The organism is Myxococcales bacterium, from assembly GCA_016716835.1.
Taxonomy (GTDB): domain Bacteria; phylum Myxococcota_A; class Polyangia; order Haliangiales; family Haliangiaceae; genus JADJUW01.
This window is the reverse complement of the sequence record JADJUW010000001.1, coordinates 2,244,155-2,257,395: the sequence shown is the minus strand read 5'-3', so window position 1 is coordinate 2,257,395 and position 13,241 is coordinate 2,244,155. Positions and strand designations below refer to the sequence as shown.

At 60.9% G+C, this 13,241-nt stretch carries 14 protein-coding genes; 7 read left to right on the top strand and 7 right to left on the bottom strand.

The window, feature by feature from the left end; genetic code table 11:
* The first annotated feature begins 85 nt into the window (after nucleotides 1-85).
* The 4 genes from IPL79_09965 (at nucleotide 86) to IPL79_09950 (ending at nucleotide 4,819) form a co-directional block, all read left to right on the top strand.
* Nucleotides 86-1,282, top strand: a complete 1,197-nt coding sequence (locus IPL79_09965; GenBank protein MBK9071312.1) for a hypothetical protein — start codon at nucleotides 86-88, stop codon at nucleotides 1,280-1,282.
* Nucleotides 1,283-1,542: 260 nt separating this feature from the next.
* Nucleotides 1,543-2,724: an ATP-binding protein gene (locus IPL79_09960; GenBank protein MBK9071311.1), complete on the top strand. Its 1,182-nt coding sequence runs from the start codon at nucleotides 1,543-1,545 to the stop codon at nucleotides 2,722-2,724.
* A gap of 83 nt (nucleotides 2,725-2,807) precedes the next feature.
* Nucleotides 2,808-4,028, top strand: coding sequence for an IS21 family transposase (locus IPL79_09955; GenBank protein MBK9071310.1), 1,221 nt, complete (start codon nucleotides 2,808-2,810; stop codon nucleotides 4,026-4,028).
* Nucleotides 4,025-4,819 carry an ATP-binding protein gene (locus IPL79_09950; protein MBK9071309.1) on the top strand — a complete coding sequence of 265 codons (795 nt, stop codon included), beginning with the start codon at nucleotides 4,025-4,027 and terminating at the stop codon, nucleotides 4,817-4,819. The genes IPL79_09955 and IPL79_09950 overlap by 4 nt, the downstream gene beginning before the upstream one ends.
* Before the next feature lie 336 nt (nucleotides 4,820-5,155).
* On the opposite strand, the gene IPL79_09945 is transcribed toward IPL79_09950, so the two are convergent.
* The 4 genes from IPL79_09945 to IPL79_09930 all read right to left on the bottom strand — a co-directional run bounded on the left by IPL79_09945 (nucleotide 5,156) and on the right by IPL79_09930 (nucleotide 7,406).
* Nucleotides 5,156-5,317, bottom strand: a complete 162-nt coding sequence (locus IPL79_09945; GenBank protein MBK9071308.1) for a hypothetical protein — start codon at nucleotides 5,315-5,317, stop codon at nucleotides 5,156-5,158.
* A 29-nt stretch (nucleotides 5,318-5,346) separates the two neighbouring features.
* The gene (locus IPL79_09940; protein MBK9071307.1) at nucleotides 5,347-5,982 is read right to left on the bottom strand and encodes a hypothetical protein; all 636 of its coding nucleotides are present in this window, start codon (nucleotides 5,980-5,982) and stop codon (nucleotides 5,347-5,349) included.
* A gap of 525 nt (nucleotides 5,983-6,507) precedes the next feature.
* The gene (locus IPL79_09935) at nucleotides 6,508-6,855 is read right to left on the bottom strand and encodes a hypothetical protein (GenBank protein ID MBK9071306.1); all 348 of its coding nucleotides are present in this window, start codon (nucleotides 6,853-6,855) and stop codon (nucleotides 6,508-6,510) included.
* Nucleotides 6,852-7,406 carry a hypothetical protein gene (locus IPL79_09930; protein MBK9071305.1) on the bottom strand — a complete coding sequence of 185 codons (555 nt, stop codon included), beginning with the start codon at nucleotides 7,404-7,406 and terminating at the stop codon, nucleotides 6,852-6,854. The genes IPL79_09935 and IPL79_09930 overlap by 4 nt, the downstream gene beginning before the upstream one ends.
* 102 nt (nucleotides 7,407-7,508) lie before the next feature.
* Here IPL79_09930 and IPL79_09925 point away from each other — a divergent pair, with 102 nt between their 5' ends.
* Complete coding sequence (locus IPL79_09925; GenBank protein ID MBK9071304.1) at nucleotides 7,509-7,841, top strand: transposase; 333 nt, start codon at nucleotides 7,509-7,511, stop codon at nucleotides 7,839-7,841.
* A 315-nt stretch (nucleotides 7,842-8,156) separates the two neighbouring features.
* On the opposite strand, the gene IPL79_09920 is transcribed toward IPL79_09925, so the two are convergent.
* The gene (locus IPL79_09920; GenBank protein MBK9071303.1) at nucleotides 8,157-8,885 is read right to left on the bottom strand and encodes an outer membrane beta-barrel protein; all 729 of its coding nucleotides are present in this window, start codon (nucleotides 8,883-8,885) and stop codon (nucleotides 8,157-8,159) included.
* Between the two features lie 336 nt (nucleotides 8,886-9,221).
* On the opposite strand from IPL79_09920, the gene IPL79_09915 reads away from it, so the two are divergent.
* The gene (locus tag IPL79_09915; GenBank protein ID MBK9071302.1) at nucleotides 9,222-9,884 is read left to right on the top strand and encodes a hypothetical protein; all 663 of its coding nucleotides are present in this window, start codon (nucleotides 9,222-9,224) and stop codon (nucleotides 9,882-9,884) included.
* Here the strand turns inward: IPL79_09915 and IPL79_09910 are convergent.
* Nucleotides 9,881-10,804 (bottom strand): zinc-ribbon domain-containing protein, encoded by a 924-nt coding sequence (locus IPL79_09910; protein ID MBK9071301.1) that lies wholly within the window; start codon nucleotides 10,802-10,804, stop codon nucleotides 9,881-9,883. The genes IPL79_09915 and IPL79_09910 overlap by 4 nt on opposite strands.
* Nucleotides 10,805-10,932: 128 nt before the next feature.
* On the opposite strand from IPL79_09910, the gene IPL79_09905 reads away from it, so the two are divergent.
* The gene (locus IPL79_09905) at nucleotides 10,933-11,310 is read left to right on the top strand and encodes a PilZ domain-containing protein (protein ID MBK9071300.1); all 378 of its coding nucleotides are present in this window, start codon (nucleotides 10,933-10,935) and stop codon (nucleotides 11,308-11,310) included.
* A gap of 42 nt (nucleotides 11,311-11,352) precedes the next feature.
* Here IPL79_09905 and IPL79_09900 read toward each other — a convergent pair whose 3' ends face one another.
* Nucleotides 11,353-13,155, bottom strand: a complete 1,803-nt coding sequence (locus IPL79_09900; protein ID MBK9071299.1) for an OmpA family protein — start codon at nucleotides 13,153-13,155, stop codon at nucleotides 11,353-11,355.
* Nucleotides 13,156-13,241: the final 86 nt, after the last annotated feature.

Here is a 13,241-nt window from a genome sequence, read left to right as displayed (position 1 = left end):
GGTGGCCGCAGCGTTTAGCGCGTCGACGCCGCTGAGGGGCCGCGCGCTCGACACGTGCCGCGCTTTCTGCTACAAACAGCGGTCGGTGACGCAACGCACGGTGGAACCAGGTCGCATCTTACTCCTGTGGAATCAGGTGGAAGAGGACGTCTATGAGCAGTGGCGGGAGCAGGGCCCCAAGACGCTGGCGTGGGACGCCTCCAAGCAGGTGCCGGATGTTGGCACCGTTGCCGAAGAAATGACCACCTTGGTGGAGGCGGTGCGCAGCGCGGGGCACGAGCTTACGGTCGTGAATATTCGCGACGACCTCGGTGCCATGCTGCGCGCGATCGAGGCGGCGCAGCCGGAGATTATCTTCAACCTCGTCGAATTTTTTGGCGAAGATGCCGGCCACGAGGCACACATCGCCGGCGTCTACGAAATGCTCGAGCTGCAATACACCGGCAGCCGCCCGGCCGCGCTGATGTCGTGTCAGCGCAAGCATCGCACCAAGGCCATCTTGCGCGATGCCGGCGTGCCCACCGCCAAATCGTTTGTCGTCAGCGGCCGGCGCGGCCACCACGTTGTCCCCACCGACCACGGCCTGCGTTTTCCGGTGATCGTCAAGCCGTCGATGGAAGACGCCTCGGGCGGCATCGACACCGACTCGGTGATCTACGACCCCGCGCTGCTCGCGGGCAAGGTGGGCCAGATGCTCGCCGACTACGAGATGCCGATCTTGGTCGAGGAGTACATCGACGGCCGCGAGCTGCATTGCGCCATTTTGGGCAACGACCCCGCCGAGGCCCTGCCGCTCTTTGAGATGGAATTTTCCGACCGCGTCGATGAGCAGGGCAAGGCGATGCCGAAGATCATCACCTTTCGCGCCAAGTGGGATCCGCACAGCAAGGATTTCTACGCCATGGACGGCAAGTGTCCGGCAGTGGGCGTTGACCCCGCGGTGGCGGCGCGCGTCGCCGAGGTCGCCCGTCATGCGTATTTTGTCATGGGCTGCCGCGACTATGCGCGCATCGATATGCGGCTCGATGCCTCCGGCGCACCGTACGTGCTCGAGGTAAATCCAAACCCCGATTTGTCTGACGGCAGCGCGTTCATTCAGTGCGCGGTCGCCAGCGGCCGCACGTTTGCGCAAACCATCAATGAGATCCTCGGCTTCGCGCTTGGCCGCGCCCGCGCGCCCATTGCGGTCGACTACGGCCCGACCGACCAGCTGCTGCGCGAACACCTCACCGAAATGGGCGAGCCCGCGTTGCCGCGCAAAAAGCCGCCAGTACAGGAATAGTCGGTGCGCGCGCCAAGAAGCGTGTTAACGGCGGTTCATTTCCGTCGCGATCGGACTGTCGATCGGCATGGGATCACAAAGGCTTGCGGGGGGCCAAGTTGCAGGATCAGGGGTGATTTGAAGCCTTCAGATCACTGAAAATGGTAACTCATTGCTTTTATTGGAAATATTTACAGTAATCTAATTTTGCTCATCATGATGAGTATTTTTACTCAGTATTATTAGTATTTTTACTAATTTTAATGAGTTAAATTGAATCCATGGACCATGTTCGCCCACAAGCAAACGTGCTGCGCGAGCGACTACTGGGACCTCGCCAGTTTCTCCAGGTACTAGCCGGCCCGCGCCAAGTAGGCAAGAGCACGCTCTTGCGCCAGGTGTTAGGCGAGCTTGCGTTGCCTTGGCATAGCGCCAGCGCTGACGCGCCTGAGGCTCAGTCGTCAACGTGGATACGACAACAATGGGACCTTGCACGTGTCTTAGCGCAAGCAGCACCTAAACGCGGCGGCGCCGTGCTCGCGATCGATGAGATTCAAAAGGTGCCTCGCTGGAGCGATACCGTCAAAGCGCTATGGGACGAAGATACCCGCCACCGGCGGAAGATACAGGTCGTGCTACTTGGGTCGTCGCCGCTACTTATGCAGGCTGGTCTCGACGAGAGCCTCGCCGGCCGGTTTGAACTCATCGGCATGCAGCAGTGGCCATTTGCCGAAATGAAACAAGCGTTTCACTTTGATCTTGAGGCATACGTATTCTTTGGCGGCTATCCCGGTGCCGCCACGCTTACCAAGAACTTGCCGCGTTGGCGAGCCTACGTTCGCGACGCCTTAATCGAAACCAGCATCTCGCGCGATGTGATGCAGATGACAAGAATTGACAAGCCTGCCCTGTTGCGCCGCTTGTTTGACTTGGGGTGCGCGTACAGCAGCCAAGAACTCAGCTTCAATAAAATGCTGGGACAGCTACAAGATGCCGGCAATACCGTGACCCTCAGCGCCTATGGTGAATTGCTTAGCTCGGCCGGGCTGCTCACGCCGCTTCAGAAATACGCGGGACAAAACGTTCGCCAACGCGCGAGCAGCCCCAAATGGCTCGTGCATGACACGGCCTTTATTACGGCGCCTCTCGGGATAACACCTCGCGAGGCGCGTCGAGATCCTGCCGTATGGGGCCGCGTCGTCGAAAGCGCCGTCGGCGCGCATTTGCTGCACGGCGCTCGCAACGAAGGCTACGAACTCTTCTATTTTCGTGAGGGCGACGCCGAGGTTGATTTTGTCGTGCGACGCGGCAAGCGAGTCACCGGCATCGAAGTAAAATCGGGCCATCCACGCGCAGGTCGCCACGCGGGCATGGCAACCTTTGAACAAATGTATGGCCCAGATCGGGTGTTGCTGGTTGGCGATTGTCAGGCGCCACGTAAACTGACCCATTGGCGCCACTAAAACTGACCCCCTCCCGACATGCAAATGACGGAGGGCACATGACAGTTGAAGCACATGGAAACGGCGGGATGCTGAGCATCCCGATGATAGATCCGGAAATAGTAAGGCAAATCCGCACGCTTGCCGCCTTGAAGTGGGGCGCCCGGCGCATCGCCGCCGAGGTCGGCGTGGCCAAAAACAGCGTCAAGCGCTACCTGCGCGGCGGCGACGGTGCCGCGGTGCAAAGGCGCCCGCGTGCGCGCAAGCTCGACGACGAAGCCTTGGCGCAGGCGACGGCGCTTTTGCGCGCGGAGGCCGCCGGCAATACGGTGGTGGTGCAGCGGCTGATGGCGGAGGCGGGCACACTGGTGTCATTGCGGACGCTGCAGCGCCGCTTGGCGCCCCACCGCCAAGCGCAGGCCGCAGCGGCGCTGGCGACGGTGCGGTTTGAGACGGCGCCCGGTGCGCAGTTGCAAATTGACTTCGGTGAGAAGACCGTCTTGATCGGCGGCCAGCGCACGCGCGTCCATTTATTTGTCGCGGTGCTGGGCTACTCGCGCCGAATTTTTGTCCGAGCCTCCCTCGCGCAGCGCCAAGATGATTGGCGCGAAGGGCTCGCGGGGGCGTTTACGGCGTTTGGCGGCGTCACCCAAAGCATCTTGATTGATCGCGCCGGCGCGCTCGTGCTGCGGCGGCCCGGTGCGGACGGCGGCGTGCAAGTCCACCCGGCGTTTGCGAGCTTCTGTCGTGATTTTGGCGTCGCCGTCAGCGTGTGCAAGCCGTATCGCGCGCGCACCAAGGGCAAGACCGAGTCAGGGGTTGGCTACGTCAAGCGCAATGGCCTCGCGGGCCAGAGCTTCGCGTCGTTTGGCGCGCTGCAGGCACATCTGGTGCAGTGGATGGCGCTCGCGGATCAGCGCATCCATGGCACCACGAGGGCGCGGCCAGCAGATCGCTTCGCGGAGGTGGAGGCCGCGGCGCTGCGGCCCTTGCCACGCGCACTGCCAATCCGTCAGCGGCGCCTTGAGCGTCGCGTCGCCAATGACTGCTTCGTCGATGTGGATACGATTCGCTATAGCGTGCCGCATGCCTTCGTCAAGCGCACGGTCGAGGTCCTAGTCGGCGATGACGAGGTTGCGATTTTTGAGGGCTCCCATGAGATTGCGCGGCATCCGCGCGGCCTCGAGCCGTACGCGCGCCACACCCAGCCCGCGCATTTTGCGGGCCTGTTTCGCACGCAGCATCACTACGCTGACGCGCCCCACGTGTCACCGATAGGCCGCAGCCTCGATATTTATGCGGCCGCGATTGGAGGCGCGCCATGAGTGACCTCGTGCATGCGCGCGTCGCGGCGCGCCTGCAAACGCTTCGGCTTGGCGCGATTGCGCAACGCCTGGACGCCATCTTGGCCGCGGCGGCGCAGCGAGCCGACGTATCTCGCGTTTCTCGATCAGCTGCTCACCGAAGAGACCGAGGCCAAGCAAAGAAGCGTGTCACCATGGGCATTCAGATCGCTCACTTTCCGACGGTCAAGACGCTCGCGGACTTCGACTTCAAATTCCAACCGTCGGTCGACGCCAAGCTCGTCCGCGAGCTGGCGACGGGGCGCTTTGTCGCGAGCGCCGAGAATGTCTTGCTCTTTGGGCCACCGGGCGTCGGCAAGACGCATCTCGGCATCGCCCTCGGCCGCGCTTGCGTCGAGGCGGGGCACTCGGTCTTGTTTGTCACGGCCACCGCGCTGCTCGCCAGCCTCGCCCGGGCCCACAGCGACGCCAAGCTCGCCGAGCAAATCGCCTTCTACGCCAAGCCCAAGCTGTTGGTCATCGACGAGCTTGGCTACTTGCCGCTTGAAAAACACACCGCGCATCTCTTCTTCCAGCTCGTTTCCAGGAGGTACGAAAAAGGCAGCCTACTCATCACCACCAACCAACCCATCAGCCACTGGGGCGCCGTCTTCGGCGACGATACCATTGCCACCGCCGTACTTGACCGCGTGCTCCACCACAGCCACGCCTTGATCATCCGCGGCGACAGCTATCGGCTGCGTCAGAAAAAACGGGCCGGCCTCCTGGGCGACCACCAATCCAATCTAACCAAGGGGGTGGGTCAAGATTAGTGGCGCGATAGGGTCAACTTCTGTTGGCGCTTGACAGCGATGGAGGGCTTGACCTCGAGACGTTTCTTGCAGCTGACCCCTCAAAATGGGTCGCTTAGGGCCTGCACATAAAGGAAGGGGGCGAGCGCGGCCTCGATTTTGTGCCAGCCCCCACGCTCCGTATCGCGCTCGAACGAGACATGCCTTAGGCCCATGCCGAGGCGCATGACTGCCTCTCAAGCGGGTGATAGGAAATTTTAGGCGGAAATTGCGGAGGGTGGCAAAGGCCGAGCGGGGCTGGCAAGGTGCCAGATGCCGGGACACGGGTGATGTAGAGCCTTCAGATCACCCTTCAGATCACTGATATTGGCGCTTAGCCACCACGAGCCAAACGGATCCTTGGACGACGGAGAGCGAGTACATGCGCGATGGCGTTTGAATCTCGTTGCCGTCGGCTGACAGCACAAAGCGGTTGGCGCGCGCCTTGGACGCGAGCGCCTGGGCCACCACTTCGCGCAACTCAATTTCGGACGCGCCATCGTTCGGGTTTAAAAATTGAGGTGGATGGCAGATGCCTTGCCGCCAGTCATGAGGATGGACAACATGATGGGGTTAGCTCGCTCGGTGGTGAAAGGCAGCAAGTAGGTTGGATTGTCTCCAGGTAGCCTCGTCGCGCCGGCAACGTGTGGCGCGGTCGGGGATGTCGCTTCGCTGAGCCAATCATACGATTCCAGGCCTAGCAGCTCGCCCTGCAGCCCCAAAATGTCGGCGAATGTTTGGTAGGGCGTGGGCACCAGCGTCACGCGGTTGGGCGACATGCCCATTGCCACCATGGTCTTAGCTGCCGGGTCTCGCCAAACATGCATGGCGTCCGCGATGGTTTCGTGAGGCTCGCCCCAGGTGCGCAACAGCTCGTCACCATCGGCATGAGATACCCTGAAATAGCGCAGCTTGAACATGCCGCTGGGGTCACTTGCCGCCTTGAGGTCATCGCTTAGCTCGCCGGTCTGCCAAAACTTGGCAAGCGCATCGCCCAATGCCCCAGGCTGCGCCCCTGCTATGGCGGCGAGTTGGCCGCCTGGTTGCAAGTTTGGTGTGGCGCCGCAGCGGGTGATGCAGCCTACATATGTCTTTGGCTCGGCGCACGACGCCATGCACACGGTGCGGCGCGCGTCGTAGTCCATGCTTGCCGTTTCGGTAGGGCCACTAGGAAGCGCAGGGGGCACTTCTCCTAAGCGAATACGTGCGTCACCTCGCGCAGAGCCTGTCCGCACGACTGATGGCGCCGTGTCGGGCGCGCCGCGCAAACGCTGGTATCCGAGCCACCCCGCGGCGATCGCCGCTGCCACCAATACCAACATCCATGCGCGCCGCACCTATCGCCTATAGCAATTGCCGCTTGCTGCGTGCAACTTGAGGCGTGCTAAGCGCGCCGCTTAAGTAGCCTTTTCCTTGTACAGGGGATAGGAAATTTCAGGCGGAAAAGGCGGAGGGTGGCAAAGGCCGCGCGGGGCAGGCAAGGTGCCAGATGCCGGGGTGCGGGTGATTTAAAGCCTTCAGAGCACTGATATTGACTTTTACTTCAACTACAAAGACACAGAACAAAACCAGCCAGGAACCCCAACCTTAGTTTGACCAGTTTTTTGTCCAACCGATGGGGTCCACTTTAATCGCCTGTGCAAACGCGCGCGTTAAGACGGCACGATGGCCTAACTGTTTCTCCCCCTGCGAGTGCCGGTTGCCTTGGTAATTTCTTCGATGCTGTGGGTGTAGTGTTTTTTGTTGGGATGGAAATTTATTTGTTCCAAGCTCTTGGCCGCCAGCAGCGGGTGCATGTTCCCATCTTTGCAGTCCCGGAAATTGATCGATTTGAGTTGTCGCATCGTCGGCGCGAATTCTAGCGAATCTAGGACGTCGACCAAAAGTTCGCGGATGCATTCGTTGTTGGTTAGAAACGACAAATCGGAAAGCGCTTTGCATTTCTCAAGGTGCAATTGGCTGAGCCTTGGTAACTCCGACAAAGCGGATGCATCTATCAGTTTTGAGCCATGTGTCACATCGACGCGCTTAAGTTTTTCAAGCTTGCAACCCCGGTTAAGGAAGTGAAAGCCCCTCCCGTCAGTCGTAGCCTTTTCAAGGCATTGAGTTCGGAGAGCCGGTCACAGTTTGGATGGCTGAAAGAATGCACAAGAAGGTCTTCTAGGTTGATGAGCGCGCCTATGTTCTTTACGTTGTCGTTATATTTGAAATGCAGCGCTTCTAACTGCGTCATTTTCGAGAAGTCCATTTTAAAGCTTTTGTCTTGAAACGAAAATCGCCTTAGATTTGGAATTGTGTATATATCTTCTATTTTGTCCGTCTCAATTTTGACGTGTTCTGAAATTTGAAGCTCTTTTGTTGCTGCGCAGCCCCGCAATTCTTCGGTGTTTAAGCGGAAGGTGTCGAGGCCCTTGGGGCTATCGAAGCCGTATTCGGAATACGAATTGAGCGGGCAAATATAGATCCAGTCGAGGTCGTGATTTATTGCGTACTGGATCCCTTCCTTAAGAAAAAGTGGGTCAACCGATATTCGGTTAGAGTAAATTGTAGATACTTCGAACTGTTTCATGCCGGGATGAAAATGGTAGTCCAAGACCGCCGAACAACACTAGGGTCACTCTCGTGTTCGTAACCCCCATTTGAAGTTGTCACTCCCCCAAGGAGATGACACATGCAGACCGAGACACAGACAAGCGTAGGAAATCATAGAAAAACCAGGTTTAGCCCCGCGGCCCGCTGGCAGATGTTGCTGGAGCACACGGCCGGCGGCGTGCCGCTAGCGCTGGTGGCGCGCAAGCACCGGGTGGCGGTAGGGACGTTGTATCTTTGGCGGCGAGAGCTTATGGCCAAAGCACTCCGACTCATTGACCCGCCCGTCGACCTCTTCGCGGAGCTCGAAAAAGTGCGCCGCGAAAATCAGCAGCTTAAGCGCGCCATCGCCGACATGGCCGTGGGCAAGGCGATCTTGGAAGACGCCGTGGAGATTCTCCAAAAAAGGGGATAGGAAATTTCAGGCGGAAAAGGCGGAGGGTGGCAAAGGCCGCGCGGGGCAGGCAAGGTGCCAGATGCCGGGGTGCGGGTGATTTAAAGCCTTCAGAGCACTGATATTGGGGCGCTCGCGGCGCCGTCGGCATTGACGGCGGTGTCTTCTCGAAACACGTCGCCGCGCATGGCGAGTGCCAATGAGGAAGCCACTTGGTAGCGTGCGTAAGCGGCGCCCGCGAGCCATTTGCTTATGCCAAAATGATTGCGCTCGAAGCCGCCATTTACGTGGGCCAACACCGAGAGCGTTGGCGTGATGTGCCAGGTGGCGTGGGCATCAAGGAGGTGACGCCAGGGCGCCCCTTCCGGGGCACCATCTGCGCGCTCTACGCCCCCAACATACAAGATCGCCGCCGTCAGTTTGTCGGTTTGTTTGTGGGTCACCCCCAAGGCAATTGTCTTGGCGTCGTTGTTGTCGACAACATTGTTGTAGCCATTGTAGCCCGCGACGTTGATGCCCCATTGATCGCTTAGGGCGATGCTCACGCGCGCCGGCATGATAGAAGGGCAGGCCAAAAAAGAGATTCGAGCGAGACCAGTTCCAGTTGTCGTGGATAATGATGCTCTCTGGCCCAATCGGGGAGAGGAATATGCCTGCGGCTACGTCGAGGTCAGGATGCGAAGGCACTTTGTAGGCGACATTGGCCTGTTGGATATGTCGCCAGAGCTCGGGTCCAGTTGCGTTGGCGCCGCCGCCTCCGGCAAGGGCGGGCTCGGCGGCGTAATAGGTCGCCGCCGTCGGCCCCACCTGCAGGGCGAGATTGCCAGTCAGTCGGCCCTGCTTCCAAGTGGTTGCTAAGGCGGCGTTGGCGACGGTAAGGCTGTTGTGGCGATTGTCAAACCCGCGCCAGTTAGAGAGGTCATTGCTAGGGTCTCCGGTGTTCCATTGATAGTAGAACTCCAGATACCCTTGATGCGTGGTGCCATCCGCTTCGTCGGCGGCGGCGAGGCTTGGCCGCGCGGCGAGGGCGACACTGAGGTAGCCAATAACGAAAGGTAATTTCATCCGTTTGCGTCCTTGCGACCGATGTAGCCCGCTTTGCGGGCGGCACGTGCTGGCGTTGGGTCAAGACCAGGCCTGGACGTATCAAGAACGCATCAAGGCGGCGGGAGGGCCTTATACCCGGGGCGCTCCTTGCCTCAAAAACTCGTGGCACTGCGATTGCATTTGGTGCTGGGTACGATGATGAAGCCCTTCCTCCTGGCACTTGTGTTGGCAACGGCGATTGGACCGATCGTTGGCGGCGGGGCCGCACAAGCCGGCGGATTTCATCCGCAAAATCGCGCGCAAGGACAGGGGCAGAAGTCGCCTTCCAACATTGGGGGCGGGTCTCCTGGCCGAATGGCGCGCCCAGAGGGTGGGGTCACGGCACCCCGTAAGCGCGGCACGGCCAAGGCTCGCTCCAAACGGCTTGCCAGCAAGGTTGCGGTGCGTCAGTCCGAAGGCCTGACGCTGCTGAGCATGGTGCAAGGGCTGCCCAGAGACGTGGTTGCCACCAACGCGGTGGACAAGGCATTTCTGGCCCACCTCGAGAGCACGACGATCAGCGAGACCGGCAAACTTGCCCTCGCCATGGAGGAACTCGAAACGCCGAATGCGCCGGTCGCCTTGCTCAGGACGTTCCATCGCGAGGCGAGTGACAGCCTCGCCTTTGCCAAAGGGCGGGTTTTCGCCATCGATCGCGCAGTGCGCAAGCTTCACGCGGTGCGCGATGCGCCGTCGGCGGGCGGGGCGGTTGGGCGCGCGCAACGCGATGTCAGCCGCGTGATGCGCGTCATGCCAACGCTAGATCCGTTGAACATCACGGACGTAGCCTTAATGGTCGATCTCTTGGCCATCGCGCAGAGGTCGGCGCCTGACGACAAGGCATTGGCCGCCGACTTCAAGCGGCTCTCCGCCCAGCTGACCGACGTTAGCTTGGGCCTCGCCCGACCAACGCGCGAGTCGCTCGCGATATTTGAACGCCACCTGCCGCGCGTAAACCGCGTCTTGACGGCCCGCTAGAACTTCAGCGCGGCGCGGAACTGAAAGCTCTGCGCGTTGCCCGCGTCGCCGGTATTGAGCGTCGAAAAGCCAAAGCCGTCGTTGGTGGCGTCGCCGGCGCGGTGGTCAAGGCCCGCGAACGGAATGAAGAGGCCATAGCCCAGGCCCAGCGAGATGGCTTCGCCTTCAAAGCTCAGGCCGAGGTCGAACTCGGTGCCGAGCGCCGAGGCATTGCCCGGGGTGGCGACTGGGCGCGCGGCAAAGCTGGTGATGTTCACCGCGCTGATGCGGAAGGCCTTGGCAAAGTCGAACGACAGCGAGGGGCGCAGGTAAACGGCGTTGTGCACGGCGCCGGCGATTTGCCGAAAGTAGATCATGTCGACGTGATAGTCGCGGTCAAAGGCAAACAGCGAGTACTTGCTGTCGCCAGGGGCGGGCAGCTTGGGCACGGTGCTGATGTGGACATTGCCCGGCACGGGGCTATCGGCGCTGTCGCCGCTGGCGTAGCCGGTTTCAAAGCCAAACTTGAGGCGTTCCTCCAGCCAGTGGGCGCCAAAGCGAACCACCGCGCCGAGTTGCACGATGTCCACCGCGTTCGAAATGCCTTGGTCCGACAGCGTGTCAATCGCGCCGAGCACCGCGGCGCCTTCCATCTCCAGCGACATGTTGGCCTTGCCCAAGCGCAGCCAGAGATCCGGCACGAAGGCGGAGGCATCGCGCGGCACCAGGCTTGAGGGGATAGGAAATTTCAGGCGGAAAAGGCGGAGGGTGGCAAAGGCCGCGCGGGGCAGGCAAGGTGCCAGATGCCGGGGTGCGGGTGATTTAAAGCCTTCAGAGCACTGATATTGACATTGGGTGCACTTGACGGTGACGCCACCCGGCTTAAGCCGCGTGTCGTCTAGCTCGTAGACCGTCTGACATTGATCGCACCTAACGTCCATGGCGCAACCGTCTTGGTACCACGGCCACATGGGCGTGTCACCTTTCTTGCCCGTCTTGCCCGCGGCAGATAAGCCGCGGCCGATCTAAGGCCCTATGGCCACCGCGCGGCTTCTGCTAGCATGAGGAGATGTCGGCCCCCGGCCCTACCCAACAACGCGCCGCCGAGCGCGTAGCGGTGTCGGCCTTCGTCCGCGTCATGGCGCGCGGCGACGCCAAGGAGTTCGTTTTTCGCACCCGCGACATGTCCACCGCGGGCCTGTTTTTGGCGACGCGCGTGGTCAAGATGTATCCCTTCCGCATCGGCACGCTGCTCGACGTCGAGCTCTACGACGATCACGAATCCGTGTCGTGTCGCGCCGAGGTCGTGCGCATTGTCGCCGAAGACTCAAGCCCAGCGAGCGCGGGCCCCGATGCCTGTGGTTTTGGCGTGCGCATCGTCGAATGCCCGCCGCAAGATCACGCCCGCCTGAAAGGCTGGATCGCGCGCGCGTTGGCCGCTGGCTGACGCCCGCGGTTACCCGCGACGCCACCAGCGACCGGCCACCGGCTAGTTGACGATCTTGAACTCGACGCGGCGGTTCTTGGCGCGACCGGCCTTGGTGTCGTTGGAGTCGACCGGCATGGTTTCGCCAAAGCCTTGGCCTTGCAGCCGCTCGGCCGCGACGCCTTTTTGGATGAGGTACGCCTTCACCGAATCGGCCCGCCGCTGCGACAGATCGAGGTTGCTCTCATCGTCGCCTTGGCTGTCAGTATGGCCTTCAACGCGAATCTTGGCGATGCGCGTTTGCGCGTTGATGACCGCCGCAACGTTGTTGAGTAGCGGATAGCTCTTCTTTAAGATCACGTCGCTGTTGGTCTTAAAGTAGACGATATCGAGGATCTGCAGGCCGGTGTCGGTGATGACCACCTGCTGCTTAGCCTTACAGCCCTGATTCTCCTTGGGACCCGGCTCATTCGGGCAGTTATCCAGGCGGTCGACCACGCCGTCGCCATCGCCATCCGTATCAGGGCAGCCGTTGTTTTCGACGGGACCTGGCTCCATTGGGCACTTGTCCGCTGTGTCGGCGACGCCATCCTTGTCGTTGTCGAGGTCGGGACAGCCGTTTTCATCTTCGAAGCCGTCGAAGTCTTCGGCTTCGTCCGGACACTTGTCGGTATCGTCGGCGAGGCCGTCGCGATCGCGGTCGCCAACATCAGGGCAACCGTCTTCATCGGCGACCTGATTGACCGTTTCGGGCTCGTTGGGGCACTTGTCGTCGCCGTCTAAGATGCCGTCTTTGTCGTTGTCGGCCTCGGGGCAGCCGTCGTCGTCTTCGAACTTGTCGGCATCTTCCTTGTCATTGATACAGGCGTCATTTGGATCGCTGATGCCATCGCCATCGGTGTCTTTGGCCTTCGCCGGAGCGTCCGCAAGCCCGGCGCCGATGCGAACGCCGCCGAGGGCGCGCCAGTCAGGGGTGCCATAGCCTTCATTGAGGCCGACGCCGCCGGTGGCAAAAATCTGGGCCCTTTGCTTGCGCCCCACGTTGTAGGCAAGGCCGAACAAGACTTCGGCAGGATCTGACGACACGCGGCTGAAAAATTCGTCTTTGGCCGAGCCAAGTTGAACGCCGGCTTGTAACTCAAGCGCTCGCGCACGTCCCAGGCCCAAGGCCACCGCCGCCCTCCCAAACACCTCGTCGTCGACGACCAAGTCAGCCACGGTTGACTGCTTGCGCATGATGTACCCAAGGTTTAGCGAGAAACGCAGCGGGCCCGCGCCAAACGAGGCGAGCAACGCAGGCGACAACGCCCAGTCGCGCTCCCCGCGATAAGCCTCGCCGCCACCGGTACCGATGACGCCTTCGCCCAAGATGGCCAAATTGAGGCCACCCTTGAGCAGCTGCGCCTTGAGCCCAAGCCGCGTATCGCCGAGGCCAAACCCTGAAATGTCATCGAGCTCGCCGACCACCGCCGGATTAGACGCAAATCGATTCGTGGTGCCAATCAACCCAAGCGCGGCAAAGGCCTGCAGCCGCGCGTGCACGGCGTATGAGAGCCCGAGTTCGCCGCCGAAACGCTCGCTCACCAGGGAGCCTTGGCGAACGCGCTCGCCATCGACGATGCGATACAGCACCAGCGGATCGTTGGCGTAGCCAAACCACGCGCTGACGTCCCAGTAGCCGCGATACGGAATATCCGCGCTTTCGGCGGTGAGGATGCCTAGCTTGTCAGCGGCCAGGCGATATCGCTCCACCGAAAAATCGGCGGCCTCATCGACAACTTGCGCGGAGGCGGCGGGCATCGCGGTCGCGAGGACCCCCGCCGCGATCACCGCGGTCATCCATAACGATTGCTTGCTTGTTCTCATAGGTGAAATCATTCTGGATTTATCCACCTTAATCCGCAACGAACTGGCATGTCTTTGTTGCGCAGAAAACCTACCGTTATGTAAGC

Bases quoted from the DNA above. Each gene is read 5' to 3' on its own strand.
- IPL79_09920 (MBK9071303.1), bottom strand. From the start codon at position 8,885: ATGAAATTACCTTTCGTTATTGGCTACCTCAGTGTCGCCCTCGCCGCG.
- IPL79_09915 (MBK9071302.1), top strand. From the start codon at position 9,222: ATGGCGCGCCCAGAGGGTGGGGTCACGGCACCCCGTAAGCGCGGCACG.
- IPL79_09950 (MBK9071309.1), top strand. From the start codon at position 4,025: ATGAGTGACCTCGTGCATGCGCGCGTCGCGGCGCGCCTGCAAACGCTT.
- IPL79_09960 (MBK9071311.1), top strand. From the start codon at position 1,543: ATGGACCATGTTCGCCCACAAGCAAACGTGCTGCGCGAGCGACTACTG.
- IPL79_09930 (MBK9071305.1), bottom strand. From the start codon at position 7,406: ATGAAACAGTTCGAAGTATCTACAATTTACTCTAACCGAATATCGGTT.
- IPL79_09905 (MBK9071300.1), top strand. From the start codon at position 10,933: ATGTCGGCCCCCGGCCCTACCCAACAACGCGCCGCCGAGCGCGTAGCG.
- IPL79_09910 (MBK9071301.1), bottom strand. From the start codon at position 10,804: ATGGACGTTAGGTGCGATCAATGTCAGACGGTCTACGAGCTAGACGAC.
- IPL79_09925 (MBK9071304.1), top strand. From the start codon at position 7,509: ATGCAGACCGAGACACAGACAAGCGTAGGAAATCATAGAAAAACCAGG.
- IPL79_09900 (MBK9071299.1), bottom strand. From the start codon at position 13,155: ATGAGAACAAGCAAGCAATCGTTATGGATGACCGCGGTGATCGCGGCG.
- IPL79_09940 (MBK9071307.1), bottom strand. From the start codon at position 5,982: ATGGACTACGACGCGCGCCGCACCGTGTGCATGGCGTCGTGCGCCGAG.
- IPL79_09955 (MBK9071310.1), top strand. From the start codon at position 2,808: ATGATAGATCCGGAAATAGTAAGGCAAATCCGCACGCTTGCCGCCTTG.